This window comes from Pseudonocardia sp. T1-2H (assembly GCF_038039215.1).
In the GTDB taxonomy this organism is placed as follows: Bacteria; Actinomycetota; Actinomycetes; order Mycobacteriales; family Pseudonocardiaceae; genus Pseudonocardia.
On sequence record NZ_JBBPCL010000001.1, the window covers coordinates 5,748,265 to 5,775,048 of the forward strand.

At 72.6% G+C, this 26,784-nt stretch carries 31 protein-coding genes, 3 tRNA genes and 2 pseudogenes; 14 read left to right on the forward strand and 22 right to left on the reverse strand.

Annotation, left to right across the window (positions count from 1 at the left end; genetic code table 11):
- Window position 1: 1 nt before the first annotated feature.
- The 6 genes and pseudogenes from WBK50_RS28330 to WBK50_RS28355 all read right to left on the reverse strand — a co-directional run bounded on the left by WBK50_RS28330 (window position 2) and on the right by WBK50_RS28355 (window position 6,683).
- Entirely contained in the window at window positions 2-733 is a 732-nt protein-coding gene (locus WBK50_RS28330; RefSeq protein WP_341339532.1) for an MlaE family ABC transporter permease, read from the reverse strand.
- 56 nt (window positions 734-789) lie between these two features.
- Window positions 790-1,947 carry an ABC transporter ATP-binding protein gene (locus tag WBK50_RS28335; RefSeq protein WP_341338498.1) on the reverse strand — a complete coding sequence of 386 codons (1,158 nt, stop codon included), beginning with the start codon at window positions 1,945-1,947 and terminating at the stop codon, window positions 790-792.
- Between the two features lie 328 nt (window positions 1,948-2,275).
- Window positions 2,276-3,205, reverse strand: coding sequence for an oxygenase MpaB family protein (locus WBK50_RS28340; protein WP_341338499.1), 930 nt, complete (start codon window positions 3,203-3,205; stop codon window positions 2,276-2,278).
- Between the two features lie 4 nt (window positions 3,206-3,209).
- Window positions 3,210-4,173: pseudogene (locus tag WBK50_RS28345) on the reverse strand (R2-like ligand-binding oxidase).
- A gap of 28 nt (window positions 4,174-4,201) precedes the next feature.
- Window positions 4,202-5,308, reverse strand: a complete 1,107-nt coding sequence (locus tag WBK50_RS28350; protein ID WP_341338500.1) for an NDMA-dependent alcohol dehydrogenase — start codon at window positions 5,306-5,308, stop codon at window positions 4,202-4,204.
- Window positions 5,309-5,399: 91 nt separating this feature from the next.
- Window positions 5,400-6,683 (reverse strand): sensor histidine kinase, encoded by a 1,284-nt coding sequence (locus WBK50_RS28355; protein WP_341338501.1) that lies wholly within the window; start codon window positions 6,681-6,683, stop codon window positions 5,400-5,402.
- A gap of 67 nt (window positions 6,684-6,750) precedes the next feature.
- On the opposite strand from WBK50_RS28355, the gene WBK50_RS28360 reads away from it, so the two are divergent.
- The 3 genes from WBK50_RS28360 (at window position 6,751) to WBK50_RS28370 (ending at window position 8,312) form a co-directional block, all read left to right on the forward strand.
- The gene (locus tag WBK50_RS28360) at window positions 6,751-7,416 is read left to right on the forward strand and encodes a response regulator transcription factor (protein ID WP_341338502.1); all 666 of its coding nucleotides are present in this window, start codon (window positions 6,751-6,753) and stop codon (window positions 7,414-7,416) included.
- Window positions 7,417-7,527: 111 nt separating this feature from the next.
- The gene (locus tag WBK50_RS28365) at window positions 7,528-7,941 is read left to right on the forward strand and encodes a sterol carrier protein (protein WP_341338503.1); all 414 of its coding nucleotides are present in this window, start codon (window positions 7,528-7,530) and stop codon (window positions 7,939-7,941) included.
- Between the two features lie 107 nt (window positions 7,942-8,048).
- Window positions 8,049-8,312: a hypothetical protein gene (locus WBK50_RS28370; protein WP_341338504.1), complete on the forward strand. Its 264-nt coding sequence runs from the start codon at window positions 8,049-8,051 to the stop codon at window positions 8,310-8,312.
- On the opposite strand, the gene WBK50_RS28375 is transcribed toward WBK50_RS28370, so the two are convergent.
- On the reverse strand, window positions 8,291-8,479 hold the full coding sequence (locus WBK50_RS28375) for a hypothetical protein (RefSeq protein ID WP_341338505.1): 189 nt from the start codon (window positions 8,477-8,479) through the stop codon (window positions 8,291-8,293). The genes WBK50_RS28370 and WBK50_RS28375 overlap by 22 nt on opposite strands.
- Before the next feature lie 62 nt (window positions 8,480-8,541).
- On the opposite strand from WBK50_RS28375, the gene yczR reads away from it, so the two are divergent.
- A complete protein-coding gene (gene yczR, locus WBK50_RS28380) occupies window positions 8,542-10,020 on the forward strand; it encodes a MocR-like transcription factor YczR (RefSeq protein WP_341338506.1) in 1,479 nt (492 codons plus the stop codon).
- Between the two features lie 78 nt (window positions 10,021-10,098).
- Entirely contained in the window at window positions 10,099-11,196 is a 1,098-nt protein-coding gene (locus WBK50_RS28385) for a CaiB/BaiF CoA transferase family protein (RefSeq protein WP_341338507.1), read from the forward strand.
- 70 nt (window positions 11,197-11,266) lie between these two features.
- On the opposite strand, the gene rplA is transcribed toward WBK50_RS28385, so the two are convergent.
- The 5 genes from rplA to WBK50_RS28410 all read right to left on the reverse strand — a co-directional run bounded on the left by rplA (window position 11,267) and on the right by WBK50_RS28410 (window position 14,167).
- Window positions 11,267-11,986, reverse strand: a complete 720-nt coding sequence (gene rplA, locus WBK50_RS28390) for a 50S ribosomal protein L1 (RefSeq protein WP_341338508.1) — start codon at window positions 11,984-11,986, stop codon at window positions 11,267-11,269.
- A gap of 124 nt (window positions 11,987-12,110) precedes the next feature.
- Complete coding sequence (rplK, locus tag WBK50_RS28395) at window positions 12,111-12,545, reverse strand: 50S ribosomal protein L11 (RefSeq protein ID WP_341338509.1); 435 nt, start codon at window positions 12,543-12,545, stop codon at window positions 12,111-12,113.
- Between the two features lie 82 nt (window positions 12,546-12,627).
- On the reverse strand, window positions 12,628-13,527 hold the full coding sequence (gene nusG, locus WBK50_RS28400; protein ID WP_445942402.1) for a transcription termination/antitermination protein NusG: 900 nt from the start codon (window positions 13,525-13,527) through the stop codon (window positions 12,628-12,630).
- 100 nt (window positions 13,528-13,627) lie between these two features.
- Window positions 13,628-13,981 carry a preprotein translocase subunit SecE gene (gene secE / locus WBK50_RS28405; RefSeq protein WP_341338511.1) on the reverse strand — a complete coding sequence of 118 codons (354 nt, stop codon included), beginning with the start codon at window positions 13,979-13,981 and terminating at the stop codon, window positions 13,628-13,630.
- 113 nt (window positions 13,982-14,094) lie between these two features.
- Window positions 14,095-14,167, reverse strand: a tRNA-Trp gene (locus WBK50_RS28410).
- Window positions 14,168-14,343: 176 nt separating this feature from the next.
- Between WBK50_RS28410 and WBK50_RS28415 the strand changes: the two genes are divergently transcribed.
- Entirely contained in the window at window positions 14,344-15,573 is a 1,230-nt protein-coding gene (locus WBK50_RS28415) for a pyridoxal phosphate-dependent aminotransferase (protein WP_341338512.1), read from the forward strand.
- Between the two features lie 150 nt (window positions 15,574-15,723).
- On the opposite strand, the gene WBK50_RS28420 is transcribed toward WBK50_RS28415, so the two are convergent.
- From WBK50_RS28420 to rpmG (WBK50_RS28465), 10 genes are all read right to left on the reverse strand, one after another.
- Entirely contained in the window at window positions 15,724-15,933 is a 210-nt protein-coding gene (locus tag WBK50_RS28420; RefSeq protein WP_341338513.1) for a hypothetical protein, read from the reverse strand.
- 120 nt (window positions 15,934-16,053) lie between these two features.
- On the reverse strand, window positions 16,054-16,485 hold the full coding sequence (locus tag WBK50_RS28425; protein WP_341338514.1) for a MaoC/PaaZ C-terminal domain-containing protein: 432 nt from the start codon (window positions 16,483-16,485) through the stop codon (window positions 16,054-16,056).
- Window positions 16,482-16,919 (reverse strand): FAS1-like dehydratase domain-containing protein, encoded by a 438-nt coding sequence (locus tag WBK50_RS28430; RefSeq protein ID WP_341338515.1) that lies wholly within the window; start codon window positions 16,917-16,919, stop codon window positions 16,482-16,484. The genes WBK50_RS28425 and WBK50_RS28430 overlap by 4 nt, the downstream gene beginning before the upstream one ends.
- 3 nt (window positions 16,920-16,922) lie before the next feature.
- On the reverse strand, window positions 16,923-17,090 hold the full coding sequence (gene rpmG, locus WBK50_RS28435; RefSeq protein ID WP_093076862.1) for a 50S ribosomal protein L33: 168 nt from the start codon (window positions 17,088-17,090) through the stop codon (window positions 16,923-16,925).
- Between the two features lie 42 nt (window positions 17,091-17,132).
- Window positions 17,133-17,208 (reverse strand) — tRNA-Met (locus WBK50_RS28440).
- A 27-nt stretch (window positions 17,209-17,235) separates the two neighbouring features.
- Window positions 17,236-17,311 (reverse strand) — tRNA-Thr (locus tag WBK50_RS28445).
- A gap of 168 nt (window positions 17,312-17,479) precedes the next feature.
- Window positions 17,480-17,785 carry a 30S ribosomal protein S14 gene (gene rpsN / locus WBK50_RS28450; RefSeq protein WP_341339533.1) on the reverse strand — a complete coding sequence of 102 codons (306 nt, stop codon included), beginning with the start codon at window positions 17,783-17,785 and terminating at the stop codon, window positions 17,480-17,482.
- Window positions 17,785-18,021 carry a 50S ribosomal protein L28 gene (gene rpmB / locus WBK50_RS28455; RefSeq protein WP_341338516.1) on the reverse strand — a complete coding sequence of 79 codons (237 nt, stop codon included), beginning with the start codon at window positions 18,019-18,021 and terminating at the stop codon, window positions 17,785-17,787. Before rpmB ends, rpsN begins: the two co-directional genes overlap by 1 nt.
- 4 nt (window positions 18,022-18,025) lie before the next feature.
- The gene (gene rpsR / locus WBK50_RS28460; protein WP_341338517.1) at window positions 18,026-18,271 is read right to left on the reverse strand and encodes a 30S ribosomal protein S18; all 246 of its coding nucleotides are present in this window, start codon (window positions 18,269-18,271) and stop codon (window positions 18,026-18,028) included.
- A 1-nt stretch (window position 18,272) separates the two neighbouring features.
- The gene (rpmG, locus tag WBK50_RS28465) at window positions 18,273-18,437 is read right to left on the reverse strand and encodes a 50S ribosomal protein L33 (RefSeq protein WP_341338518.1); all 165 of its coding nucleotides are present in this window, start codon (window positions 18,435-18,437) and stop codon (window positions 18,273-18,275) included.
- Window positions 18,438-18,544: 107 nt separating this feature from the next.
- Here rpmG (WBK50_RS28465) and mrf point away from each other — a divergent pair, with 107 nt between their 5' ends.
- From mrf to WBK50_RS28505, 8 genes and pseudogenes are all read left to right on the forward strand, one after another.
- Complete coding sequence (gene mrf, locus WBK50_RS28470) at window positions 18,545-19,765, forward strand: ribosome hibernation factor-recruiting GTPase MRF (protein WP_445942403.1); 1,221 nt, start codon at window positions 18,545-18,547, stop codon at window positions 19,763-19,765.
- Window positions 19,765-19,932, forward strand: a complete 168-nt coding sequence (gene rpmF, locus WBK50_RS28475) for a 50S ribosomal protein L32 (RefSeq protein WP_341338520.1) — start codon at window positions 19,765-19,767, stop codon at window positions 19,930-19,932. The genes mrf and rpmF overlap by 1 nt, the downstream gene beginning before the upstream one ends.
- Before the next feature lie 92 nt (window positions 19,933-20,024).
- Complete coding sequence (locus WBK50_RS28480) at window positions 20,025-20,222, forward strand: hypothetical protein (protein WP_341338521.1); 198 nt, start codon at window positions 20,025-20,027, stop codon at window positions 20,220-20,222.
- Window positions 20,219-20,455, forward strand: a pseudogene (locus WBK50_RS28485) (AAA family ATPase); the annotation flags it as partial. The gene WBK50_RS28480 and the pseudogene WBK50_RS28485, both read left to right, overlap by 4 nt.
- Entirely contained in the window at window positions 20,425-23,256 is a 2,832-nt protein-coding gene (locus WBK50_RS28490) for a helix-turn-helix transcriptional regulator (protein WP_341339534.1), read from the forward strand. The pseudogene WBK50_RS28485 and the gene WBK50_RS28490, both read left to right, overlap by 31 nt.
- Window positions 23,257-23,385: 129 nt before the next feature.
- Entirely contained in the window at window positions 23,386-24,672 is a 1,287-nt protein-coding gene (locus tag WBK50_RS28495) for a cytochrome P450 (RefSeq protein WP_341338522.1), read from the forward strand.
- The gene (locus WBK50_RS28500) at window positions 24,669-26,330 is read left to right on the forward strand and encodes a class I adenylate-forming enzyme family protein (RefSeq protein WP_341338523.1); all 1,662 of its coding nucleotides are present in this window, start codon (window positions 24,669-24,671) and stop codon (window positions 26,328-26,330) included. The genes WBK50_RS28495 and WBK50_RS28500 overlap by 4 nt, the downstream gene beginning before the upstream one ends.
- A 163-nt stretch (window positions 26,331-26,493) precedes the next feature.
- The gene (locus tag WBK50_RS28505) at window positions 26,494-26,778 is read left to right on the forward strand and encodes a hypothetical protein (protein ID WP_341338524.1); all 285 of its coding nucleotides are present in this window, start codon (window positions 26,494-26,496) and stop codon (window positions 26,776-26,778) included.
- Window positions 26,779-26,784: the final 6 nt, after the last annotated feature.

Here is a 26,784-nt window from a genome sequence, read left to right on the forward strand (position 1 = left end):
GTCAGATCCCCTTCGGCGGGACGATCTGGAGGTACAGGGCCGTCAGCACCAGGTTGATCATGAAGACCAGGACGAACGAGATGACGACGGACTGGTTCACCGCGTCCCCGACGCCCTTGGCGCCGGGCGGCGGGTTGAGCCCCCGGTAGGCGGCCACGACCCCGGCGGTGAAGCCGAACAGCACGGCCTTCAGCTCGCTGACGACGATGTCGGACACCTGGGCGATCGCGGAGAAGCTCGCGATGTAGGCACCGGGAGTACCGCCCTGGACGATCACGTTGAAGAAGTAGCCGCCCCCGACTCCGACGACCGTGGCCAGCCCGTTGAGCACCACCGCCGTCGTCGCCATGGCCAGCACGCGGGGCACCACCAGCCGCTGGATCGGCGAGATGCCCAGCACCTCCATGGCCGCGATCTCCTCGCGGATGGTGCGGGCACCCAGGTCCGCGCACACGGCCGAACCACCGGCGCCGGAGATCAGCAGCGCGGTGACGATGGGCGCGGCCTGCTGCACGATCGCGAGCACGCTGCCCGCGCCGGTCTGGCTCTGCGCGCCGAACTGGCGGGTGAGCTCGCTGAGCAGCAGCGCGATCGTCGCGCCGAAGGGGATGGTGAACAGCGCGGTCGGCAGCGCGGAGACCTTGCAGACGAACCAGGTCTGCTCGATGTACTCGCGCAGCTGGAACGGCGGCTTGAAGGTCTGCCGGATGATGTCGACCATCAGCCCGAACATTCGCCCGACGGGGGTGAGGGCGCGTGTCACGGGACTGGGGCCGGCCTGGGGAGCGGTCACGGCGGTAGTCCTCGGGGAAGCTCAGCGGCTGTGGTGCCGGCCGGAGGGTGGCTCGAACAGGTTGTCGGGTCGGGGAAGGTCTCGGTGGGGGCGCCGTCGCCGGCGAAGCCGGAGTGCGGGGAGGCCGCCGGCTGGCCGTACGGGGAGGCGCCGGTGACCTGTTCGCGGGTGAGGGTCGTGCCGACCTGCTGCTCGCCGGAATAGGACTCCCGGATGGCGGCCTGGGCGGCGGGCGGGAGCGTGGGGAGCATCCGCATCACCCGCTCGCGGCGGCGGTGCACCGCCTTGCGGTCCGGGAGCCCGGCCGCCGCCTCGAGCTGCGGCTTGAGCGGCGGCAGCCCCTCCAGCTCGGTGACCTCGGCCATCTCCCGCGCCGCCTGCGCGGTGTCCTTCTCCTCCGACATCCCGATCGGGCCCTGCCGGCGACCGTTGAGGAACTGCGCCACCACCGGGTCGTCACTGGTCAGCAACACCTCGCGCGGCCCGAACATGGCCAACTGCTTGCGGTAGAGCATCCCGATGTTGTCCGGGACGGTCTGCGCGGTGTTGATGTCGTGGGTGACGATCAGGAACGTCGAGTCCGTCTGCGCGTTCAGGTCGATGATCAGCTGGTTCAGGTACGCCGTGCGCACCGGGTCCAGACCCGAGTCCGGCTCGTCGAACAGGATGATCTCCGGGTCCAGCACCAGCGCCCGCGCCAGCCCGGCCCGCTTGCGCATCCCGCCGGAGATCTCGCCGGGGAGCTTGTTCTCGTCGCCCTTGAGGCCGACGAGGTCCATCTTCTCCATCACCACGTCGCGGATCTGCGCCTCGGACTTCTTCGTGTGCTCGCGCAGCGGGAACGCGATGTTGTCGAACAGGTTCATCGACCCGAACAGCGCGCCGTCCTGGAACAACACCCCGAACAGCTTGCGCAGCTCGTAGAGCTTGGACTCGCTGCACCGAACCAGGTCGGTGTCGTGGATGACGATCGAGCCCTTCTCCGGCTTCAGCAGCCCGATCAGCGACTTGAGGAACACCGACTTCCCGGTACCCGACGGGCCCAGCAACACGCTGACCTCGCCCGGAGGGAGCGTCAGGGTGACATCCGACCAGATGTTGGCCCGACCGAAGGACTTCGTCAGCCCTTCGACCTTCACCTCGACACCGGTCACGTCGCCTCCTTGCGCTCACCGATCCGCCGTGCCAGGAACCACACCGCGCGGAGCGCGGAAGGGTCCTGCATCACACAACGAGCAGCACGCAGTGTGGTTACCCATCAGTATTCCCGGCGCCTCGAACGGCTCTCCGCCGGGTTCACCGACACGGGAACGCCTAGTGACCATGGATGGCTCTCCGTGACGATTTCGTCCGGACACTAGGCCGTATCGAGCACGGGACTGACCCGCTCGGAGGTACGAGCGGGCCAGTCCCGTCAGGTCGTGCATCACACCGCGTCCGTCGAATGTCACTCGATCGGAGCAGCATCCCGTGGCGGGGAACTCAGCCGGCGGCCTCCGGAACCGCCTCGAGCCCCCGGGCCGCGTGCGGCACCGGGCAGCCGGCCGGGAAGGTGCCCAGCCGGTCCACCTCGTGGCCCTGCGGGTAGCTGCGGACCTGGGGCAGATCCCGGACGAGCTGCGGCTCCGTTCGCACCGGCATGTGCCGGACGACCTTCGCGCGCAGCCGCATCGCGAACCGGGACGCCTTCTCGAACGCCGCCGGGGGCGCGTCGTAGTGCAGGGCCCGGCGCAGCGGCGGGTCCATCAGCGCCCGGGAGAACGCGTTGATCAGGGCCTTCGGCGCCTTGTCGTTGGGCGGGAACGTGCACATCAGATCCAGTGTGGAGTCCGCGACGGCGCGGCCGCCGGCGTCGAACCCGAAGTGCACGTTCTCGTACTCGTCGAGCGCGGCGCCGAACTCCTGCCACGTCGCCGGGATGTCCTTGATGCCCATGTGCTTACCGAGCTCGCGGTAGTAGTTCGCGCTCGCGACCTTCTCGGTCTCGGTGAACGGGCGCCAGCCGAACTCCTCCATCCACCGCAGCGGGACGACGACGAACGTGCACAGCACGTACCGCAGGTCGTCGTTCGTGATCGGGTAGCTGCGGTGCATCTGGTTCATCCGGCGGATCGCCGCGCGTCCGGTCTCGTGCGCGAAGCCGTGCTCCAGCACCGCCTCGAGGATCAGCCCGGTGTCGTCGTAGCGCTTCTGCACCCGCTCGGTGAACTCGCCGGTCTCCGCGAGCAGCCGCCCGATGCTCGGCACCGCGTAGGTGCGGAACAGTGCGAACCCGAGGGACTGGTTCATGTCCCAGGGGAACTCGTACATCGTGGTCAGCCGGTAGATCTCGTGGAAGTCGGCTTCCGGGTCCAGACGCTCGATCTCCGCGCGCCGGTCGAAGCGACCGGCGCGGTCGGGCAGGAGTCCCACGAGCTCAGCTCGCGGTCGCCAGCACGCGCTGGTCCTCGGCGTGGAACCGCTCCTCCAACGCCTCCGGGGACGCGTCGACGTCGATCGTCAGGAGATCGGCACCCCGCGCGGACTCGATCGCGCCGAGCCGGCGGCCGAGCTTGTCCATGGCGTACTCGGCCATCTCGGAGATGTCGACGGCGAACGGCGGGTCCTCGCCGTCGTACTTGTCGAACGTCGCCGTGACGACGCCCATCGCCGGGACCATCAGCTCCTGCATCCGCTCGTCCACGACGTCGAACATCGAGTCGTCGGCGGCGACGTGGCGGCGGCAGGTGAACGTCCCCCAGGCCATGTGGCGGCGCTCGTCGTCCCCGATGTACTTGATCACCTGCTGGATGCCGGGCAGGATCCCGCGGCTGGAACAGACCTTCTGCCAGGCGAAGTAGCCGGTCAGCGCCAGGGTGCCCTCGACGATGTGGTTGTAGGTCACCGACGCCCGGATCTGGTTGCGCGGCGACGGGTCCTGCGCCAGGGCGTAGAGGCTGTCCGGGAAGCTCCTTGGTGAAGATCTCCATGTACGAGTCGTTGAACTCGATGTACTCGTGGAGGTCCCCGGTCATCCCGATGGCGTCGAACCAGAGCCGGAAGGCCTGCGTGTGCTTGGCCTCCTCGTAGAGGAACTGGGTCAGGTACATCTCGTCCGCGAACCGGCCCTCGGCGGCCATCGCGGCGACGAACGGCTGCAGGTCCTGGGTCACGGACTCCTCGCCGGCGAGGAACTGGGCGGCGAGCGCGCAGGTCCACCAGCGCTCGTCGTCCGTCATGGCCGCGAAGTCCTTCGCGTCCTGGGAGAAGTCGATGTCCGCGGGGTTCCAGTGGCGCGCGTTGCCCTTGGTGAACAGGCGCATCGGGAAGGAGTCGTGCTTGATCCCACCCTCGCCCAGGGACGCGAACCCGTTCCGCTTGCCGTGCTCGATCGTGCGCATCGTTCGGCTCCTTCGCCGTGCCGGGGAATCAGAAACGGATGAGGCCGCGGATGTTGCGGCCCGCCCGCATGTCCTCGTAGCCCTCGTTGACCTGCTCGAGCGTGTACTCCCGGGTGATCAGCTCGCGGAGCTTGAGCATGCCGAGGTTGTGCATCTCCAGCAGCCGCGGGACGTCGTGCTGGCCGTTGGAGCTGCCGAACAGGGCGCCGCGGATCTGCTTCTCGTAGAGCGTCAGCTCCAGCAGGGACAGCGAGGCGACCTCCTGCTCCGCCTTGCCGAGCGCGGTCACCACGACCCGCCCCTTCTTCCCGACGAGCTGCAGCGCCGGCTGCAGGTCGTCGCCCTCGGCGATGCCGGTGGTCAGGATCGCGGCCTCCGCCAGCTGGCCGCGGGTGAGCTCGCTGACGATGCCCCAGGCCTCGTCGATGCTCGCGGCGGCGTGCGTGGCACCCAGCTCAAGCGCCTTGTCCCGCTTGAACTCGACCGGGTCGACGGCGACCACGTGGCGACAGCCCGCGGCCTTCGCGCCCTGCACGGCGTTGGCCCCGATCCCACCGATCCCGATGACGACGGCGGTGTCCCCCGCACGCAGGTCCGCGGTCCGCACGGCCGAGCCGAAGCCGGTGGTGACGCCGCAGCCGACGAGCGCGGCGAGATCGAGCGGGAAGCCCTCGTCGATCTTCACGACGGACTTCACGGGGGCGACGGTGTGCTTGGCGAAGGTCCCGAGCAGGCACATCTGACCGATGTCCTCACCGCGGGCGTGGAAACGGTAGGTGCCGTCGAGCTGCGGGCCGAGCGTGGCGCCGGCGCCGTCGTCACAGAGGCTGGTGTAGCCCCGCACGCAGTAGGAGCATCGCCCGCAGCTGGGCAGGAAGGTCATGACGACCGGGTCGCCGACCGCGACCTCGGTGACCCCGGGCCCGACCTCGATCACCCGGCCCGCACCCTCGTGCCCGCCCACCATGGGCAACGCCGCCGGCAGGTCGCCGGTGACCAGGTGTTCGTCGGAGTGGCAGAGGCCGCTCGCCGCGAGCTCCACCAGTACCTCGCCGGGACCGGGCGGATCGAGCTCGACGTCCTCGACCTCCCACTTGCCGCCGGGTTCCCAGAGCACCGCTGCCGTGGTCTTCATAGCGGCACACGATGCCGTGGATCACCACGTCCGGCACCGGGCCGACCGCGCCTCCCCTGGCCCGCCGGTGCCACGCGATCACTCCGACGGGTCAGGCGGCGGGGAGGGGCAGCTCGAGGCGGGCGGTGAGGCCGCCGCCCTCGCGGGGAAGCAGGCTGAGCTCGCCGTCCATCGCTCCCACCAGCGCCTCGACGATCCACAGGCCCAGGCCCGCGGTGCCCCTGCGCTCCCCGAGCGCGACGCCCTTCGCGGTGACCAGGCCCTGCTGCCCCGGCGGCAACCCCGGGCCGCGGTCCCGGACCTCGGCGACGAGCCGGCCCTCGGCGTGCTCCATCGCGAGCTCGACGGGCTCGGCGCCGCTGTGCCGGGCGGCGTTCTCGACGAGGTTGGTGAGCACCCGGCGCAGCCGCTGCGGATCGCACCGCACGGCCGCATCCGGCGGGTCGACCGACGGCCGTCGCCGCGCGGGCTCGACCCCGGCCGCGTCGAGCACGGCGTCCGCCAGCTCCGCGAGGACGACCCGCCGCTCCCGCACCCGCCCGAGCGGGCTCCCGTCCGTGACGGCCAGGTCCGCGAGCCCGTCGAGCATGTCCCGCAGGTGCACGGCATGCTCCGCCAGCAGGCGCACCGCGGTGACCTGCGACTTCTCCGAGAGCCGGCCGGCCGCGAGGTCTGCGGTGAGCGCCGTGAGCGAGGCGACCGGCGTGCGGAACTCGTGCAGGACGACGCGGACGCCGTCGAGCCGGGCCTGCTGCGCCGCGACGAGCCGGCCCCGCAGCTCCCGCTCGGACAGGAACCGCTCGTGCTCCGCGGCCGCCCGCGCCCGGGACACCGCGGCCGCCTGCAGCTGCCGTTCGAGCATCCGCACGAGCACGCCCACCAGCACCGCCGCCGCGACGAGGAAGCCCGACCACCAGGCCCCGGTGAGCAGCCGTTGCGCGAGCGGCACGGACGGGTCACTGCCGAGCAGGCACGCGACCGTGAACCCGACCCCCAGCGCGAGCGCACCGAGCCGGCCCCGGACGGCCCCGGTGCGCAGCGACGCCGCGATGGCCACCAGCGGCAGCACCGCCACCATGATCGTGTCCGCGCCGCCGGTCATCCCGCACGCGACCAGGAGCACCAGCCCGTCGACCACCGTGATCAGCGCGGGCCGCACCGGGAGCCGCTGGCGCCACTCCGCGACGGCGAGGGCCACGGCGTACACCCCGTAGCAGGCGACCAGGACCCACGCCGCGGTGAGCCGGCCACGCGCGATCTCCGGCCCGATCACCAGCGCCAGTGCGACGCTCGCCACCACGACGAGCCGGATGACGACCGCCGCCCGCTCCTCGGAGAGCCGCGTCGTCGGCTCCTCGTCGTCCCCCGTGCTCACGTCGATCCTCCTCGCGCAGGTCAGGCCGGTGTGCCGGGCCGACCCTAGGCCTGGTTAGGCTCGCCCCGTGCCGGACGGTCCGCACGTCGTCGTGATCGTCGACGACCACGCCCTCTTCGCCCAGGGTCTCGCGCTGCTGCTCGAGTCCCGGGCCGGTGAGACGTTCCAGGTCGCGGGCTTCGCCACCGCCGGTGAGGACGCCGTCGCGCTCGTCGGGAAGCACCGGGCGGGCATCGCGATCATCGACCTGGCCCTGCCCCCGCTCGGCGGCGTGGAGACCATCCGCCGGGTCAAGGCGGCCTACCCGTGCACCCGCGTCCTCGCGCTCTCCGGCACCGAGGACCTCTCACTCGCCGCAGCCGCGCTGCGCGCCGGCGCGGACGGCTACCTCGCGAAGTCCGCGGACCCGGAGGTGCTGGTCGCGCCGCTGCTCGCGCTGGTCGCCGGGGTGCGGGTGGTCCGCGCGGAGCTGCTCGACGCGCTGCTCGCGGCCGCGGACCGGACCGCGGACGGGCTCGTCGACCGGCTGGGGCCGCGCGACATCGAGCTCTGGACGTTGCTCGCCCGTGGGCTGGAGACCGCCGAGATCGCCCGGCCGATGCTGGTCAGCGAGCGCACCGCGAAGCGGATGATCGCGTCCCTGCTGCACAAGCTCGGGGTCGCGAACCGGATCGAGGCCGCGGCGCTGGCCGGCCGCTGCGGGCTGCTCGACGGCCCGGACGGGCTGCGCTGACCGTCCCGGCGGCCACGGGCCCGCACGGGCCAGACATGGCCCGGTCAGGGTGTCGTCGCGCTCGGGTCCGGTGCGCCAGACTTCGCTCCTCACGACGAGAGGAGCTGCGCCGTGGCGGCGTTCACCAGCGAGGACGAGGTCTACGACTACCTCGGCGGGGTCTTCCGGATGGGAATGGAGGACCCGGCGCTCGTCGAGAAGCTCAAGCCCTCGGGCGTCGTCCTCCGGATCACCTACACGGATCCGGACGCCGTGATCACGGTCGACATGCCGAATTCGGAGCTCCACACCGGCCCGGGCGTCGGCCCGGAGCCGAACGTGGAGCTGTTCATGTCCGCGGACACCGGCAACCGCTTCTGGCTCGGCAAGGTCGTCCTCCCGGTGGCCCTGGCGAAGGGCCAGGTCCGGGCGAAGGGCCCGGTCGCGAAGCTGCTGAAGGTGCTGCCGCTCGCGAAGGGCATGTTCGGCCAGTACAAGCAGAGCCTCGAGGCGAAGGGCCGCACGGACCTGCTCGCGGCGAAGTAGCTCGATCGGGTCCTTTCGGCGCGTCCGGCCGGTCCGGGCCACCCGGCACGCGAATACTCCCCGGCACGGTGGTCTCATGATCACCGGAGCCGGGGAGGGCGGTCGACATGGACACTGTGTGGCTGGACGTCCAGATGTGGACGCCGATGCGCGGGCGTGTGCACCCCTTCACGACGGTGGTCTGCGACGCGCCCGATCCCGCTCCCCGCACCACCGCGGACTGGCAGACCTGGGCCGCCGCCTACCTGGAGATCGTCGCGGGCAAGGACGACTGGCAGCCCGGCCGCTACCACTACACGGCCGAGCTGCGGGACGACGGCGGGCGTACCGCCCAGGTCTTCACCCGCGGTCAGTGGAACTGGCGCACCTGAGTACCACCCCGTCCGTGTATCCGGCGGACGACCGCACGTAGGTCACTCCCGATCGTCGGGCCACGCCGGTGGCGCGCCGCCGGATCGCGGCTGTCCACGCCGTAGCGCGGTGCCAGCAGGGCGATGAGGGTGAGCAGAGCCGGGATGACGATCAACATGATGTCCATGTGAGGAAGCGTGCGCCGGATTGGCCTTTGCAACCATGGCCAATTCGACGAGAGTGGACTCCATGGATCGTGACGTGCTGGAGCGCCGGATCGGCCCCCGCAGCTTCGCCCGGCTGCTCGGACCCTGGCGGCCACCGGGCGGCCGCGGGCTGGCCTCGGCCCTGACCGAGCGGGTCCGCCTGCTCGTCCTCGACGGCCGGTTGCCGCTGGACACCCGGGTTCCGGCCGAGCGCGAGCTCGCCGCCGCACTGGACGTCAGCCGCACCACCGTCGCCGGCGCCTACGACGCACTCCGCGCCGCCGGCTTCCTGCACAGCAGGCGCGGCGCCGGCAGCTGGACCAGGATTCCGGCCGGGCCCGCGGTCGGGGCGGACAGCCCCTCCCCGTTCTCCCCGGTCACCGACGACCACCTCGTCGACCTCGCCACCGCCGCCCTCCCCTCGCCGAGCGACGCCCTGCGCCGCGCGGCCGCCGCCGCCCTCACCGACCTCGACGGCCACCTCGGCGGCCACGGCTACACCCTCGCGGGCCTGCCGGTCCTGCGGGCCGCGGTCGCCCGCCGGTTCACCGACCGCGGCCTGCCGACGACGCCGGACCAGATCCTGGTGACCTCGGGGGCGCAGCACGCGATCGCGCTGCTCCTGGCCCTGTTCACCGGGCCGGGCGACCGGGTCGTCGTCGAGCATCCGACGTACCCGAACGCGCTCGACGCGATCCGCGGACGGGGCTGCCGGCCCGTCCCGGTCCCCCTCGGCCCGGACCCCGAACGGCCCTGGGACCTCGACCAGCTGACGGCCACGGTCCGGGACACCGCACCCGCGCTCGCCTACCTGATCCCGGACTTCCAGAACCCGACCGGCGCGCTCATGGACACCGCGACCCGCGCCGGCGTCGTCGAGCTGGCCCGGCGCACCCGCACCCCGCTGATCGTCGACGAGACGCTGGCCGAGCTGCCCCTGGACGTCCCGGGCCCGGTCCCGGTGGCCGCCCACGGCGCCGAGGACGGGTCCCTGGTGATGACGGTGGGCTCGGCGAGCAAGGTCTTCTGGGGCGGCCTGCGGATCGGCTGGATCCGGGCGTCGCCGGCGGTGGTCCGCCGGCTGGCGGCACTGCGGCCGTCGATCGACCTGGGCGGCGCGGTGCTCGACCAGCTCGTCGCGGCCCGGCTGGTCGGCGAGGTCGACGCGGTGGCCGACGAACGCCGGGAGACGCTGCGGACCCGGCGCGACGACCTCCGCGCGCAGCTCACCGCGGCCTTCCCCGAGTGGCACGTGCCGCGTCCGAGCGGCGGCCTGAGCCTCTGGGTGGACCTCGGCGCGCCGGTGTCCAGCCTGCTCGCGGGGGCCGCCCGGCGGCACGACGTCCTGCTCGCCGCCGGCCCGCGCTTCGGCCTGGACGGCGCCTTCGAACGGCACCTGCGGCTGCCGTACACGGTGCGCCCGGACCGCGTCCCGATGGCGGTCGAGCGGCTCGCCATCGCCTGGCGGACGCTGGGCAGCATGCCCCCTCCCACCGAGGCCGAGCGGATCGCCGTGGCGTGAGACATCCCCCGGCTCGTCGCGCCGGGGCGCGCCCGCACTCTAGAGTCCGACCGAACGATCGATAAACAAGGAGGACTGGTGACCACACGCAGCGGACCGCTCAGCGGGGTGCGGGTCGTCGAGCTCGCGGGGATCGGCCCGGGGCCGCACGCCGCGATGATCCTGGCCGACCTCGGCGCCGACGTGGTGCGGATCGACCGGCCCGGCGGCCTGCGCCTCGGCCCGGACACCGCGATCGACCCCACGCTGCGCGGCCGTCGCCGCGTCGCCGCGGATCTCAAGTCCCCCGAGGGCCGCGAGACCGTGCTGCGCCTGGTGGAGAAGGCGGACGTCCTGCTCGAGGGCTACCGGCCCGGCGTCACCGAGCGCCTCGGCGTCGGCCCGCAGGACTGCCACGCCCGGAACCCGAAGCTGGTCTACGGCCGGATGACCGGGTGGGGCCAGGACGGCCCGATGGCGGAGCGCGCCGGCCACGACATCAACTATATCTCCCTCACCGGCGCCCTGCACGCGATCGGCCGGGCCGGCGAGCGCCCGGTCCCGCCGCTCAACCTGGTCGGGGACTTCGGCGGGGGCTCGATGCTGCTGGTCATCGGCGTCCTCGCGGCGCTGCTGGAGGCCAAGGGCTCCGGCGAGGGGCAGGTCGTCGACACCGCGATGGTCGACGGCGCGAGCATCCTGCTGCAGATGGTGTGGAGCATGTTGCAGTCCAAGATCTGGACGGACGCCCCGGAGAGCAACCTGCTCGACGGCAGCGCCCCGTTCTACGACACCTACACCTGCGCGGACGGCCGGCACATGGCCGTCGGCGCGATCGAGCCGCAGTTCTACGCCGCCCTGCTCGACGGCCTCGGGATCGACGCCGCGGACCTGCCCCAGCAGTTCGACCAGGCCTCGTGGCCGGCCCTCAAGGCCCGGTTCACCGAGGTGTTCGCGACCAAGAGCCGCGACGAGTGGACCGAGATCTTCGCCGACACCGACGCCTGCACCACCCCCGTGCTGGCCTTCGGCGAGGTCGCGGCGCACCCCCACATCGCGGCCCGGTCCACGATCGTCAGCCCGGACGGCGTGCCGCAGGCCGCGCCGGCCCCGCGCTTCTCCCGCACCGCCACCCGCGTCCCGCCGCAGCCGGCGGCACCCGAGGACGTCGACTCGGTCCTCGCCGCCTGGTCCTGACCCACGCCACGACAGAACGCCCCCGCCGCGAGTGCGGCGGGGGCGTTCCGGTGGTGCTGTGCGGCGCGGATCAGGCGGTCGGCTCGTCCACCAGCAGGTTGCGGGTGCGGTTCGGGTCGACCGGGATGCCCGGGCTCGTCGTGGTGGAGACGGTGATCTTCTTGATGTAGCGGCCCTTGGCGGCCGACGGCTTGGCGCGCAGGATCTCGTCCAGCGCGGCGCCGTAGTTCTCCACCAGCTTCTCGGTGTCGAACGACGACTTGCCGATCACCAGGTGCAGGTTGGCCTGCTTGTCGACACGGAAGTTGATCTTTCCGCCCTTGATCTCGTTGACGGCCTTGGTGACGTCCGGCGTCACGGTGCCCGTCTTCGGGTTCGGCATCAGGCCACGCGGGCCGAGGATGCGGGCGATGCGGCCGACCTTGGCCATCTGGTCCGGCGTCGCGATCGCGGCGTCGAAGTCCAGCCAACCACCCTGGATCCGCTCGATCAGGTCCTCGGCGCCGACGACGTCCGCGCCGGCGGCCTCGGCCTCGGCGGCCTTGTCACCGATCGCGAACACGATGACGCGGGCGGTCTTACCGGTCCCGTGAGGCAGGTTCACGGTTCCACGGACCATCTGGTCCGCCTTGCGGGGGTCGACGCCCAGCCGCATGGCGACCTCGACGGTCGCGTCGGTCTTCGTGCTCGCGATCTCCTTGGCCAGGGTCGCGGCCTCGAGCGGGCTGTAGAGCCGCTCGGCGTCGATCTTCTCCGCCGCCTGGCGGTAGACCTTGCTGCGCTTTGCCATTGAACTGTCCTCATGCTTCCCCGGGTGGAGGTCCGCCCGGAAGGTCAGGTCGTGGTACGAGCCGCGCCCGGCTCTCCCACGCTCTCTGGTGTATCCGTACTGCTGGTGGGTCGGTGTCGGGGACTCAGCCCTTGACGGTGATCCCCATGGACCGGGCGGTGCCAGCGATGATCTTCGCGGCCTGGTCCAGGTCGTTCGCGTTCAGGTCGCGCATCTTCGTCTGCGCGATCTCGCGGACCTGGTCCATCGTGACCGTCGCGACCTTCTTGACGTGCGGCTCGCCCGAGCCCTTCTCGACGCCGGCGGCCTTGAGCAGCAGCCGGGCGGCGGGCGGGGTCTTGAGCTCGAAGGTGAACGAGCGGTCCTCGTAGACCGAGATCTCGACCGGCACCACGTCGCCACGCTGGGCCTCGGTGGCCGCGTTGTACGCCTTGCAGAACTCCATGATGTTCACGCCGTGCTGGCCCAGGGCCGGCCCGACCGGCGGCGCGGGAGTGGCCGCGCCGGCCTTGATCTGGAGCTTGATGATCGCGGAGAGCTTCCGCTTCTTGGGGGGCATCTCTGGTTTCCTCGTTCGTCGGTGCGCAGCATGGCTACTGCGCGCGCCGCGGACCTGCCTCCGCGGCGGAGGTTCGTGTGGGTCAGATCTTCGAGACCTGACTGAAGGCCAGCTCGACGGGCGTCTCACGGCCGAAGATGGACACGAGCACCTTCAGCTTCTGCGCGTCGACGTTGACCTCGTTGATCGTGGCCGGGAGCGTCGCGAACGGGCCGTCCATGACGGTGACCGACTCGCCGACCTCGAAGTCGACCTCGACGGTGCCGGCGCCGCGGCCGGAGGTGCCGCCGCCGGGCGCGGCCGCGGCGGCCTTGTCCTTGGCGGGCTCCTGCTTCGGCAGCAGGAACTTCAGCACCTCGTCGACGGTCAACGGCGAGGGACGCGAGGTGGCGCCGACGAAGCCGGTCACACCCGGGGTGTTGCGGACGGCGCCCCACGACTGGTCGTTGAGCTCCATGCGCACCAGGATGTAGCCGGGCAGCACCTTGCGCTGCACCTGCTTGCGCTGGCCGTTCTTGATCTCGGTGACCTCTTCCGTGGGCACCTCGACCTGGAAGATGAAGTCCTCGACGTCCAGGGTCTGCACCCGGGTCTCGAGGTTGGTCTTCACCTTGTTCTCGTAGCCGGCGTAGGAGTGCACGACGTACCAGTCGCCGGGCGCGCGGCGCAGGGCCTGGCGCATCTCCTCGACGGGGTCCAGCTCCTCGGCCGGCTCGGCCTCGGCGACCTCGTCGACGGCGCCGTCCGCATCCGCGGTGTCGGCTTCCTCGTCGTCAGTGCCGGCGGCGTCAGCCTCCTCGGCCTCGATCGTCTCCGCCGCGGCGCCGGGCGTCTCGACGTCCTCGACGTCCGTGTAGGAGTCCGACGCGACGTCCGCGCCGTACGCGGCCTCGACGTCGTCCTGCTGGACCGAGGTGGTGTCCTCTTCGGCACGGTCGTCGGTGTCCGGGGTGGCGTCGATCGCGGCCTGGTTCGCCTCGATCTCGCTCTCGGTCAGCCGCTGGCCGCCGTCTGGGGAGGTCACGTGCGTCTCGCTTCCTTCATCGCGTCGTGCTCTTGGTGGGTGGACGGGTCCGGCGGGCTCAGGTACCGAACAGGAACAGCACGCCCTGCCCGAACACCCAGTCCAGCAACGACACCAGAGCCACCATGAACGAGACGAAGACGAGCACGACGATCGTGTAGGTCACGACCTGCTTGCGCGTGGGCCAGATGACCTTGCGCAGCTCCGCGACGACCTCGCGGATGAACCGCACCAACCGGCTGAACACCGAGGGCTTGCGCTCGGTACGTCCGTCCCGCGACGGCGTCGGACGACCCTTGCGAGGCGTGGCGACCGCGCCCGCACCGGTGGAGGCGGGGGAGACACGCTTGCCCCGCCGGTCCGCGGCGGTGCTCGGACGTTCCCGCCCGGGCTGCTCCGGCTCCTCGCTCACGCTTCCAGGTCCTCCAGCTGTGACGACGCCGCGGCGCCCTCACTCGTCCGAAAAAGTTCCGTACTCGTCCTCGTCCGTCATGCCGTCCACGGATGTGCGGGCCGTGAATGTTGCAGGGGTGACAGGACTTGAACCTGCAACCTGCGGTTTTGGAGACCGCTGCTCTGCCAATTGAGCTACACCCCTACGCGTCCCGAACCGTCCGGTGGACGGCGCGGAACAGGCACACCTGAACTTCCGGTGTGCCCGGCTCGATCGAGTCTACCCCCACGCCGGACGGGGCCGGACACGGGACCTCGATGGAGCCGTCGGGTGCGAAACCCGCTGGCGGCAGCGTACGTGGCGTGCGGGAGACTGGGCACATGGCCACTCCGACAGCCTCCCACGCACCGAAGCCCAGGATCTCCGCCCGGATCGGGGGCATCGCCGAGTCCGCCACCCTCGCGGTCGACGCCAAGGCCAAGGCGCTCAAGGCCGAGGGGCGCCCGGTCATCGGCTTCGGCGCCGGCGAGCCCGACTTCCCGACCCCCGCCCCGATCGTCGAGGCCGCGCAGGCCGCCGCCGCGGACCCGAAGAACCACCGCTACTCCCCCGCCGGCGGGCTCCCCGAGCTCAAGGCCGCGATCGTGGCGAAGACGAAGCGGGACTCGGGCTACGACATCGCCGCGAACCAGGTGCTGGTCACCAACGGCGGCAAGCAGGCCGTCTACCAGGCCTTCGCCACCCTGGTGGACCCGGGCGACGAGGTCATCCTCCCGGCGCCGTACTGGACCACGTACCCGGAGGCGATCGCCCTCGCGGGCGGCACCCCGGTCGTCGTCACCACAGGGCCCGAGCAGGACTACATGCCCTCGGTCGAGCAGCTCGAGGCCGCGCGCACCGAGAACACCAAGGTGCTGCTGTGGTGCTCGCCGTCGAACCCGACCGGCGCCGTCGCCTCCCGGGAGCTGACCGAGGCCGTCGGCCGCTGGGCCGTCGAGCACGACATCTGGGTCGTCACGGACGAGATCTACGAGCACCTCGTGTACGACGGCGCCGAGGCCGTCTCGATGCCCGTCGCCGTGCCGGAGCTGGCCGACAAGTGCGTCGTTCTCAACGGTGTCGCCAAGACCTACGCGATGACGGGCTGGCGGGTCGGCTGGATGGCCGGCCCGGTGGACGTCATCAAGGCCGCGACGAACCTGCAGTCGCACCTGTCGTCGAACGTCGCGAACGTGTCCCAGCGCGCGGCGGTCGAGGCCCTGAGCGGCTCGCTCGACGCCGTTGCGGAGATGCGGGAGGCGTTCGACCGGCGCCGCCGGCTGATCGTCGAGCTGCTCTCGGCGATCCCGGGCGTCGAGTGCCCCACGCCGCGGGGCGCCTTCTACGCCTACCCGGCGGTCGGCGCGCTGCTCGGCAAGGAGATCCGCGGGCAGAAGATGGAGACCAGCCTGGACCTGGCCGCGGCGGTGCTGGAGCACGCCGAGGTCGCGGTGGTCCCGGGCGAGGCCTTCGGCACCCCCGGCTTCTTCCGGCTCTCCTACGCCCTGGGCGACGACGACCTGCGCACCGGCGTGACCCGCATGGGCGAGCTGCTGGCCGAGGCGAAGTAACCCGCTCACGCACACGTTCGCGGGCTCGCGCACAGGTCGGAACCCGTGCGCCGACCCGCGAAGGTGTGCGTGGGCCGCGGGCAGAACGAAGGGGCGGGCACCGTTGCGGTGCCCGCCCCTTCGTCGCCTGTGCTCTCTGCCGGTGTCGGGCTACTTGTCGGTGTCGGCCAGGTCGACCAGCGCCGCCGCACGCTTCGCGTACTTCCACTTGCCGAGGTCCGCGATCGTCTTGATGCCGAGCGCCGCGAGCTGCTCGTCGTGCTTCTCCGTCAGCCCCTCGAGGGCCGACGGCGGGGCGGCCAGGATCTCCGAGGCCGTCTTGTCCTCCCACGCCTTGTCCACGAGCTTGCCGAACTTCACGCTGTGCCCCCTTGACGTAGAGATGTGCGATACGCGCGCAGCATCTCGGCATCCGGAGCAGGCGGCAACCGGGGATCACCCGGCAGGTGGGGTCGGGCAGGTGGGGTCGGGCAGGTGGGCCTAGGGCAGCTGGACCTCGGCCGATGCGCGGCCGAGGACAGTCTTCCCGTCGAACTTCGCGGTGATGTCCACGCGGGCCACGCGCGTGCCGTCCGTCTCGGTCACGTCGCCGACGACGCCGGTGATGTCCACCGACGCGCCCTCGTCGTCGTCCGGGACGAGAACGGGGCGGGTGAACCGGACGCCGAACGTGCGCAGCGCGGTGGGGTCGCCGATCCAGTTGGTGACGAGCCGACCGGCCGTGGCCATGGTCAGCATCCCGTGCGCGATGACGCCGGGCAGCCCGGCGCCGGTGGCGACGCGGTCGCTCCAGTGGATCGGGTTGAAGTCCCCGGAGGCACCGGCGTAGCGGACCAGGTCGGCCCGCGTGAGGTGCACCTGCAGCGGGGACGCGTCCCCCTTCGCGACGCGGTTCGGCTCAGGAGTGCTCACGACGCCGCCTGCGTGACGAGGAGCGCCGTGGTGGTGGCGACCGGGGTGTCGTCCGCGATCTCGCAGCGGACCGTCAGCATGTGGCTGCCGGCGCGGCTGCGGAGGTCGTCGACGTTCACGGTCGTGAAGAGTTCGTCCCCGGCGTGGATCGGCCGGTGGAACGTGATGCGCTGGTCGCCGTGGACCATGCGGGTGTAGTCCCACCCGAAGGCGGGATCACGGAGGAACGCCTCGAGCAGCGGCATCGTGAAGGACACGGAGAAGGTCGGCGGAGCGACCAGGTCCGGGTGTCCGGCTGCTCGGGCGGCCTCGACGTCGTGGAAGACCGGCGAGTCGTCACCGATGGCGGTGGCGAACTCGCGGATCTTCTCCCGGCCGACCTGGAACGGGCCGGCGGTCGGGAGCGAGCGGCCGACGTAGGACTCGTCGGGCACGCGTCAGCGGGTCTCGCGGTGCGCCCGGTGAGTCCCGCAGTTCGGGCAGAACTTCTTGACCTCGAGGCGGTCGGGGTCGTTGCGCCGGTTCTTCTTGGTGATGTAGTTCCGGTGCTTGCACTCCTCGCAGGCCAGCGTGATCTTGGGCCTAACGTCGGTGGCCTTGCCCATCGGAGGTGCCTCCCAGCAGGTACTTCTTGAATCAGTTCGGTGTGGTAGCGGCGGCCGGACTTGAACCGGCGACACAGCGATTATGAGCCGCTTGCTCTACCGACTGAGCTACGCCGCCATGCGAAGCCCATCAGTGCCACTTCGCTGGAGCCCCTTTACGGAATCGAACCGTAGACCTTCTCCTTACCATGGAGACGCTCTGCCGACTGAGCTAAAGGGGCGGCATGGCCGTCCCGGGGAGTCTGAACCTCTCTCCCCGGTGGGCCTGGGCAACTCTACACAACGCCGCGTCCGGTGCGGAAATCCGGGGGTGCCCGTCCGCGTTCACGCAGGTCAGCGTACCCGCGCGGCGGGTGGTGCGCCGCCACCCGCCCACCGCGCGAAGACGCTCACCAGCTGGACTTGCGCACCCCCGGCAGGGCACCGGCGTGGGCGAGCTCGCGGAGCCTGATCCGGGACACCCCGAACTTCCGGGAGTAGGCCCGCGGGCGGCCGTCGACGGAGTCCCGGTTCCGGACGCGGGTCGCGCTCGCGTCCCGGGGCTGACGGTCGAGTTCCGCCCGGGCCGCGGCCCGCTCGTCGTCCGGGGTCGTGGGCCGGGCGAGCAGCGCCTTCAGTTCGGCACGCCGCGCGGCGTGCCGGGCGACGACCGCCTTCCGCCGCTCGTTGCGGGCGATCTTCGCGGACGTGGCGATCAGACCTTCTCCCCCTGGCTCCGGATCCGCCCGACCGCCGCCTCGACGCCGATCCGGTCCACGGTCCGGATCCCCTTGACCGAGAGCCGGAGCCGGACGAACCGGTTCTCCGACGCCAGCCAGTAGCGGCGGGACTGCACGTTCGGGTCGAACCGGCGCGGGGTGCGCCGGTTCGAGTGGGACACGTTCCGGCCGAAGCCGGGTTCGCGTCCCGTCAGCTGACACCTGCGGGCCACGCCGTCACCCCCGCCCGGGGCGCGGGTACGGCAGCAGGGCCATCTCCCGCGCGTTCCGGATGGCGACGGCGACCCGCCGCTGCTGCTGCGGCGTCAGGCCCGTCACCCGGCGAGCGCGGATCTTGCCGCGGTCGGAGATGAACGTGCGCAGCAGCGCGGTGTCCTTCCAGTCGACCTCGGTGATCCGGCGCTGGTGCAGGGGATTGACCTTGCGCTTCAGCGGGCGGCCGGGGCGCTCCGGGCGCGCCATGTCAGCGCTCCTCGCGGAAGTCGACGTGCCGGCGGACGACCGGGTCGTACTTGCGCAGGACCATCCGGTCCGGGTCGTTGCGGCGGTTCTTGCGGGTCACGTACGTCGTGCCGGTCCCCGCGGTCGAGCGGATCCGCACGATCGGACGGAGCTGGTTGCGGGCCATGCCCACCCCTCCCAAACAAATGACATCGATTTTCATTTACAGTAACAGCGCGACCGACCGCGTTGTTCCCTACCCGAGGAGTACCCGTGTCCCCACCCACCGAACTCATGGTGCTCGCCGGGTTGCCCCCCGTCGGCGTCGAGCAGGTGATCGCGCGGATCCGCGCGGCGGACCCCGAGGTCGTCGTGCTGCACCACGACCTGCGCGACGTCGCGTCCGGCACCGTCCACCGCCGGGTCCGCGGCCCCGGCACGGACACCTGGACCGACCTGCACCTCGCCCACGGCTGCGTCTCCTGCACGCTCCGCGAGGACCTGCTGCCCCGGCTCCGGGCGCTGGCCGGGACGGTCCGCCGGGTGGTGCTGCACCTCGATCCGGTGCTCGAGCCCGAGCAGGTCTGCTGGGCGCTGCGGCACGTGCTCGTCGACGGGGTGGTGCTCACCGACCTCGTGGACCTGCGGGGCGTGCTCACGGTCGTCGATGCCGGGACCTGGCTCGACGACGCGACGGGCGACGAGGCCGTCGAGGAGCGGGGGCTGGCGGAGCTGCCCGACGACGAGCGAACCCTCGCGCAGGTCGCCGTGGGCCAGGCCGAGTTCGCCGACGTGATCGTGCGGACCGGCACCGCCGAGGCCTGGGAGCTCGCCCGGCTCGACGCCGTCCTGGCCCGGCTCGCGCCCGCGGCCGGCCGGATCCCGCTCGCCGAGCTGGACGCGGGTGTCCTGGAGCTCGACGGCCTGCCCGCGGCCGCCCGTCGCGGCGTCCCGGACGACGTCCACGGGTCCCTGCTCCGCGGCACGCCGCCGCTCACGCCGGACTGCGGGGTGCGGCTGCACGTCTTCTCCGCGCGCCGCCCGTTCCATCCCGAGCGGTTCCACGAGGCGATCGACCTGCTGCTCGACGGCGTGGTCCGGGCCCGCGGACGGATCTGGCTGGCCACCCGCCCCGGCGACGTCCTGTGGGTCGAGTCCGCCGGCGGCGGGCTGCGCGTCGGCCAGGTCGGCGAATGGCTCGCCGCGCAGGACGCGGACGCCTGGGAGCGCGTTCCCGAGGAGCGACGGGCGCTGGCCTCACTGGGCTGGCACCCGGACTTCGGCGACCGCGCCCAGGACCTCGTCGTGCTCAGCCACGACGTCGACGCCGACGGGACCGACGCGCTCGACGCGGCCCTTCGCGGCGCCCTGCTCACCGACGACGAGCTGGCGGGCGGCCCGGCCGCCTGGCACCGGCTGCCGGACCCCTTCGGCTGGTGGCACACCGATCCCTGCGAGCCCACCCCCGGGGTCCCCGCCTCGACCGGCACCGATCACCACGAGGAGAACTCCTGATGGCCGTCCCCAAGCGCCGCACGTCCCGCTCGAACACCCGCAGCCGCCGCGCGAACTGGAAGGCCGCGCGACCGGACCTGCTCCCCGTCACGATCGACGGGCGACGCCACCTCGTCCCGAGACGCCTGGTGAAGGCCTACGAGCGGGGCATCCTGAGGCCCGAGTGAGGGCTCCTTACCCCCGGCCCGGGCCCGAGGCGTTCGCGGACGACGTGATCGTCCGATGCCGACGGGGCGGCCTCAGCACGACTCTCGACGCCATGACGACCGAGTACTTCATCCAGTCCGAGATCGCCGTCCGTCGTCGGGACATGCTGGCCGCCGCCGCCGAGTCGCGCCTGAGGCGCCTCGCCCGCGCCGCGCGCGACGCCCTCCGGGAGGCCTCGGCCGCGGCGGCCCCGCACGAGCACACCGTCGCGCAACTCCCCCGACATCGTCGGGGGGTCGTGCAAACATGACCCCCGTGCCGAGACCGGGGGTGGGGATCGGCCTGGTCGGCCGCCACGCCGAGCGGGCCACGCTGGCCGCTGCGCCGGCCCGCGCCCGGTCCGGCACGGCCTGCGGCGTGCTCCTCGGCGGGGACGCCGGGGTGGGGAAGTCCCGGCTTGCCGGCGAGCTCGTCGAGGAGGCCCGCCCGGACGCCCTCGTGCTCGTCGGCCGCTGCATCGACGCCGCCGAGTCCGCGCTGCCCTACCTCCCGTTCACCGAGGTCGTCGGCACCCTGCTGGCGGCGCGGCCGGAGCTGCCCGAGAGCCATCCGGAGCTGCTGCGGCTGAGCCCGGCCGGGCATCAGGACGCGCGCGCCCGCGAGGAGCGGGAAGCGGGCAACTGCGGGTGTTCGACGCCGTGCTGTCCGCGCTCGCGGCGGTCTCGGTGCGGGCACCGGTGCTGCTCGTCCTCGAGGACCTGCACTGGGCGGACCGTTCCAGCCGGGACCTGTTGACCTTCCTGCTCTCCCGGCTCGGCGGGCAGCGGTTGCTCGTGCTCGCCACCTATCGCACGGACGACCTGCACCGACGCCATCCGCTGCGCCCGGTGCTCTCCGAGCTGGTGCGGCTGCCCGCGGTCGAGCGCCTCGAGCTGGGGCCGCTGCCGCCGGCGGACGCGGTCGCCCTCGTGGAGCGGCTGGGTGGGGACCTGCTGGGCGAGGCGGAGGCCCTCGAGCTGGCGCAGCGCAGTGAGGGGAACGCGTTCTTCGCCGAGGAACTGGTCACCGCGTGGAACGACTCAGGCTCGCCGGGCGAGCTCTCCGGCGCCCTGTCGGACGTGCTGCTCGCCCGCATCGAGCGGCTCCCGGCGCAGGCCCAGCAGGTGCTGCGGGTGGCGTCGGTGGCGGGCCGCCGCGTCCGGCACGACCGGTTGGGTGTGATCTGCGCCCAGGGACCGGACGCCCTGGACGTCGACGAACTCGAGACGGCGCTGCGCGAGGCCGTCGCCCGGCACGTGCTGGTGGCCGAGTCCGCGCCCGGCGCCGTCGAGGGCTACTCCTTCCGGCACGCACTGCTCCGGGAGGCCGTCTACCACGATCTTCTGCCCGGGGAGCGGAGCCGACTGCACGGCCGCTACGCCGCCCTGCTGGCCGCGGCACCGGACGAGCCCGGCACCGCCGCGGAGCTGGCCCGGCACGCGCTGGCCGCGCACGACCTGCCCCGGGCGCTCGACGCGTCGGTCCGGGCGGCGCAGGAGGCGGACCGGCAGGGCGCCCCCGCCGAGGTGCTCGTGCACGCCGAGCGGGCGGTCGAGCTGTGGCACGCGGTACCCGGTGCCGAGGAGCTGACCGGCACGGACGAGGTCCAGGTGACGCTGGCCGCGGCCTGGTCGGCGAGCGCCACCGGAGATCCTGACCGCGGGGTCGCGCTGGCCCGGCGGGCCGTGGAGCTGGTCGACGCCCGGCGGGATCCGCACCGCGCGGCGGACGTACGCGTCCGCCTCGCGATGCGGCTGCTGGACCGCAACGACTACGGGGCCGAACCGCTCGCCGTCGCGCGGGAGGCCGTGGCCTTCCTCGCGGACGAGCCCCCATCCGCGGACCAGGCCTGGGCCCACGCCGTGCTGGCCCGGGCCTGCTGGCGCGAGGACGAGGTCGAGGAGATGCGCGCCGAGGCCGCGGAGGCCCTGCGGATCGCCCGCGCCGCCGCGGCCCGGCTCCGTGCCCGTTCCGGGGACCCGGAGGAGCCCGAACCCGACGACGACCCGCAGGACATCGCGGCGGCGGAGGCGGACGCGCTGATCACCCTCGCCGTCTCCGAGGAGCACGCCGGGCGCACCGGGCACTCCCGCGCGCTGCTGTCCGAGGCGCTGCCGCTGGCCCGAGGCTCCGGGAACGTCGCCGTCGAGCTGCGGATCTTCTACAACCGCGGGATCTCGTTCCTGGAGGAGACCCTGCTCGCGGAGGCGTCGGCCGAGTTCGCGGCGGCCGAGCGGCGGACCGCGGAGACCGGGTCGACCTGGAGCGCCTACGGGATGGACCTGCGGGTGGCGCACGTCCTCACCCTCTTCACGGCCGGGGACTGGGCGGCGGCGGAACGTACGGCCCGGCTCGGGGGCGCCTCCGTCTCCGCGACGGTCGCGGGCCGGCTCGCGGCGGCCGGCCTGCTGGTAGAGATCGCGCGGGGCCGGGACGTCGAGGCGCGTTGGACCGAGCTCGTCGCCATGGACACCCACGACGACCAGGTGCTCCTGCTGCTCGGGCGGACCGGGGCGGAGTCCGCGCTCTGGCGGGGCGAGCCCGCCGAGGCGGTCCGGCGGATCGACCACGCCCTGGCCCACCTGCGCCGCGTCTTCACCCTGGACATGGCCGAGATCATGCTCTGCGCGCTGGGCCTCGCGGGCCGGGCGGAGCTGGGCACGAACCCGGAGAACCTGACCGCGGCGGACGCGCTCGCGGCGGCCGCCGAGCACGTCGCGGCGCACGGGCTGCCGAGGGCGGGCACGCTCGGGCCCGAGGGCCGGGCGTGGCTCGCGCAGGTCCGCGCCGAGCTCGGCCGGGTGCACGGCCGCTCGGATCCGCAGGAGTGGGCGGCGGTCGTCGAGGCCTTCGGCTACGACGCGTTCCGGCAGGGGATCGCCCGGCTGCGCCGCGCCGAGGCGTTGGTCGGTGCCGCCGTGGACGCCGGCCACGAGGGGGCGAACGGCCGATCGGGGGCCGCCGGTCTCCGGGACGAGGCGACCGCCGAGCTCCGGGCCGCGATCGGGACCGCGGAACGCCTCGGTGCCGTTCCCCTCGCCGCCGCGGTCCGGGAGTTCGCGGCCCGCTCCGGCCTCCGGCTCACCACCGCGGGTCCTGCCGCCGAACCCTTCACCCCCCGGGAGCGGGCGGTGCTCGCGCTGGTGGCGGGCGGGCGGACGAACCGCCAGGTCGGCGAGGCGCTGTTCATCAGTGAGAAGACGGTCAGCGTCCACCTGTCCCGGGTGATGGCGAAGCTCGGCGCGGGCAACCGCACCGAGGCGGTCTCGATCGCGCACGAACGCGGCCTCCTCGCCGCGGACTGAGCGTTCGCGTTCCCGCCGGGAACCCGCGCGCGGGAGCCTCGTCCGGCGGAAACCGTTCCCTGAATGACCGTTCAGTAACTATGCTTCGGACGGGCCGGTCACCGAGGACCGGCGGGAGGGACGAAACCCATGTCGACGACCGAACGGTCACCCGACGCCACCACCACCCCCCGACCGGATCTCTCCGACGTCGAGGGTTTCTGGACCGCGCCGATCCCCCGGCGGGCAGCCGCGTTCGCCGGGCTGCGGATGAATGAGCCGATCCCCTTCTACGAGGAGCCGCTGCTCACCTACGTCCCACAGGGCCCCGGCTACCACGCCCTGACCCGGCTCGACGACGTCGTCGAGGCCAGCCGGAACCCGCAGATCTTCCGCTCGGGCAGTGGCTCGACCTCCGTGGCGGACATGCCGCCGGAGTTCAACGAGTTCTTCGGCTCGATGATCAACATGGACGACCCGCGGCACGCCCGGCTGCGCCGCATCGTCTCCCGCGGCTTCACCCCGCGCCGCCTCGCCCAGCTCACCGAGGACGTCGAGCGCTCGGCCCGGCAGATCGTGGACGACGTGATCGACGCCGGCGAGTGCGACGCCGTCACCCAGATCTCGGCCCGGCTCCCGCTGAAGATCGTCTGCGACATGATGGGCGTCCCCGCGAGCCAGTACGAGTTCGTCTTCGACCGCTCGAACGTCATCCTCGGCGCGGCCGATCCGGAGTACGTGCCGGACGCGGGCAACATCGTCGCCGCGCTGCTCGGCGCCGGGGCGGACCTGGCCGGGCTGATGAAGGAACTCGGCGAGGAGCGCACGAAGAACCCGACGGACGACGTCACGTCCGCGCTGGTCAACGCGGAGATCGACGGCGAGCGCCTGACCCCGGAGGAGCTGGCGAGCTTCTTCGTGCTGCTCGTCGTCGCCGGGAACGAGACCACCCGCAACGCGATCAGCTGGGGCATCAACCTGCTCACCGAGCACCCGGAGCAGCGCGACATCTGGCTCGCGGACCTCGACGGGGTCACTCCCACCGCCGTCGACGAGATCGTCCGCTGGGCCTCGCCGGTGATCTTCATGCGGCGGACCCTCGAGACGGATGCGGTGCTCGGCGGCAAGCAGCTCACCGCCGGGGAGAAGGTCCTGCTCTTCTACTGGGCCGCGAACCGCGACCCCGCGCATTTCACCGACCCGGAAGGCTTCGACGTCCGCCGCTCCCCGAACCCCCACGTCGGCTTCGGCGGAGCCGGGCCGCACTACTGCCTCGGCGCGCACCTCGCCCGCCGCGAGATGTCGGTGATGTTCCGCGAGCTGCTCACCCGGATCCCGGACATCCACACGACCGGCGAGCCGCAGCGGCTGCGCTCGATGTTCATCAACGGGATCAAGCACCTGCCGGTCGCCTTCACCCCCGGAGGGAAGAAGTGAGGACGCTGGACTACCCCGAGGTCCCCGTCGGCGCGATCCTCGCCGGTGCCGCCCGCCGCTACACCGACCGCACCGCACTGCACTACTACGGCCGCGAGCTGACGTTCGCGCAGCTCCACGCGCGGGCGAGCGCCTTCGCGAACGCGCTGACCGACGCCGGGATCGGGCGCGGCGACGTCGTCGCGATCCACCTGCCGAACTGCCCGCAGTACGCGATCGCCTACTACGGGATCATGCTGTCCGGCGCCACGTTCACCCCGGCGAACCCCCTGCTCCCGCCCGCGGACCTGGCCGCGCAGCTCGCGGACTCCGGCGCCGTCGCGATCCTGAGCTGGGCGCCCGCGTACCCGGCGTTCGCCGCCGTCCGGGAGAAGACCGGGGTGCGGCTCGCGCTCGTCACGGACAAGGCACAGGCGCTCGACCCCGCGCACCGGCTCGCCCTCGACGGAGCGGAGGACTTCGAGGCCTTCCACGCGGACGGGCCGACCACGCCACCCTCCGTCGAGATCGACGTCCACAGGGACCTGGCCCATCTCGCCTACACCGGCGGGACCACCGGCCGGTCCAAGGGCGTGCAGCTGCCGCACCGCAACGTCGTCGTCAACGTCCTGCAGTACGCGTGCGTCGGCAGCGGCGCGCATCCCGCCCTCGACGAGGCGGGCGGCCTGATGCTGGCCGAGCAGGGCCCGCCCGAGGAGTACCCGACGCGCTTCGGGGAGGGAGCGGTCGTCAACCTCACGCCGTGGTTCCACGCGATGGGCACCATCGGCGGCCTGAACATCCCGGCGCTGACCGGCACCACCGGCATCCTGCACGAACGTTTCGACCCGGCCGCCTACCTCGCGGACGCCGAGCGGTTCCGGGTGACGTCGATGGGTGGCGCGCCGCCGCTCTACGCCGCGCTGCTGCGGCACCCGGATCTCGTGACCCGGGACCTGTCGACGGTGCGGTCGATCAGCTCGGGCGCCGCGCCCCTGCCCGTCGAGATGATCGACGCGCTGCGCCGCCGCTTCGGTGCGGACGTCGTGATCACCGAGGGGTACGGCCTCACCGAGGTCACCATGGGGGCCACCCAGAACCCGTCCCACCGCTCGGGCGACCGCCGCATCGGCACGGTCGGGATCCCGGTGCCGGACACCGAGGTCCGCGTCGTCGGGCCCGACGGCGAGCCGCTGCCCACCGGGGAGGCCGGGGAGGTGTGCATCAAGGGCCCACAGGTGATGACGGGCTACAAGGACCGGTCCGAGGAGACCGCCGCCGCCCTGCGGGACGGCTGGCTGCACACCGGCGACGTCGGCGTGCTCGACGCGGACGGCTACCTGCGGATCGTGGACCGGCAGAAGGACATGCTGCTCTACAAGGGCTACAACGTGTACCCGCGGGAGCTGGAGGAGATCCTCTTCCGGATGCCGGGTGTCGTCGGGGCGGCCGTGGTCGGCCGGCCCGATCCGGACGTCGGGGAGCTCGCGGTGGCGTTCGTCGTCGCTCCCGGGCTGGACCGGGCCGGCGCCGAGGCGCTCATGACCGCGGTGAACGAGCAGGTCCTGCCCTACAAGCGGCTCCGGGAGATCCGGCTCGTGGACGAGATCCCGGTGTCCGCGGCGGGCAAGGTCCTCAAGCGCGAACTGCGCGAGCGGCTGACGACGGTCCCGGGCTGACGCCCGTTCGTCGACCGGAGCGGCCCGGGAGGACCGACGGCTGCTAACGACGGCGCGTAGCCGAGCGATCACCAGAAGGTGCGGAACCCGGCAGGCGGTCCGGGGCCCGCACACCGGTCGCCGAGGAGGCGGTCGACGCTGCCTCGGGAGACGGTGATCAGACATGTCGGTGCCGACGCAGCCGGCCGTTCCGGGCGCGCGCACCCTCCGGGGACCGCGGCACGTGCTGCGGCTCGAGCCGCCCGCCCCGGGCCGCGTCGCAGCACCGGTCCGGGCCGGGCGTCGGCCGCACACGGCGTTCGACGTGATCGGCCGCGCGGGCAGCCTCGTGACGCTCGCGGCGATGCTCGTGCTCGGGGCCGCAGCCGGCGGAGCCCTGGACGACACGCCGAGCACCCGGCCGACGTCCGGCATCTCCGGCCCGGCACCCGCCGGACCCGCGCACTGACCGGAC

Bases quoted from the DNA above. Each gene is read 5' to 3' on its own strand.
- WBK50_RS28330 (WP_341339532.1), bottom strand. From the start codon at position 733: ATGTTCGGGCTGATGGTCGACATCATCCGGCAGACCTTCAAGCCGCCG.
- WBK50_RS28350 (WP_341338500.1), bottom strand. From the start codon at position 5,308: ATGAAGACCACGGCAGCGGTGCTCTGGGAACCCGGCGGCAAGTGGGAG.
- WBK50_RS28370 (WP_341338504.1), top strand. From the start codon at position 8,049: ATGGACACTGTGTGGCTGGACGTCCAGATGTGGACGCCGATGCGCGGG.
- WBK50_RS28375 (WP_341338505.1), bottom strand. From the start codon at position 8,479: ATGGACATCATGTTGATCGTCATCCCGGCTCTGCTCACCCTCATCGCC.
- yczR (WP_341338506.1), top strand. From the start codon at position 8,542: ATGGATCGTGACGTGCTGGAGCGCCGGATCGGCCCCCGCAGCTTCGCC.
- rplA (WP_341338508.1), bottom strand. From the start codon at position 11,986: ATGGCAAAGCGCAGCAAGGTCTACCGCCAGGCGGCGGAGAAGATCGAC.
- rplK (WP_341338509.1), bottom strand. From the start codon at position 12,545: ATGCCCCCCAAGAAGCGGAAGCTCTCCGCGATCATCAAGCTCCAGATC.
- WBK50_RS28415 (WP_341338512.1), top strand. From the start codon at position 14,344: ATGGCCACTCCGACAGCCTCCCACGCACCGAAGCCCAGGATCTCCGCC.
- rpmG (WP_093076862.1), bottom strand. From the start codon at position 17,090: ATGGGCAAGGCCACCGACGTTAGGCCCAAGATCACGCTGGCCTGCGAG.
- rpsR (WP_341338517.1), bottom strand. From the start codon at position 18,271: ATGGCGCGCCCGGAGCGCCCCGGCCGCCCGCTGAAGCGCAAGGTCAAT.
- rpmG (WP_341338518.1), bottom strand. From the start codon at position 18,437: ATGGCCCGCAACCAGCTCCGTCCGATCGTGCGGATCCGCTCGACCGCG.
- mrf (WP_445942403.1), top strand. From the start codon at position 18,545: ATGGTGCTCGCCGGGTTGCCCCCCGTCGGCGTCGAGCAGGTGATCGCG.
- rpmF (WP_341338520.1), top strand. From the start codon at position 19,765: ATGGCCGTCCCCAAGCGCCGCACGTCCCGCTCGAACACCCGCAGCCGC.
- WBK50_RS28480 (WP_341338521.1), top strand. From the start codon at position 20,025: ATGACGACCGAGTACTTCATCCAGTCCGAGATCGCCGTCCGTCGTCGG.
- WBK50_RS28495 (WP_341338522.1), top strand. From the start codon at position 23,386: ATGTCGACGACCGAACGGTCACCCGACGCCACCACCACCCCCCGACCG.
- WBK50_RS28505 (WP_341338524.1), top strand. From the start codon at position 26,494: ATGTCGGTGCCGACGCAGCCGGCCGTTCCGGGCGCGCGCACCCTCCGG.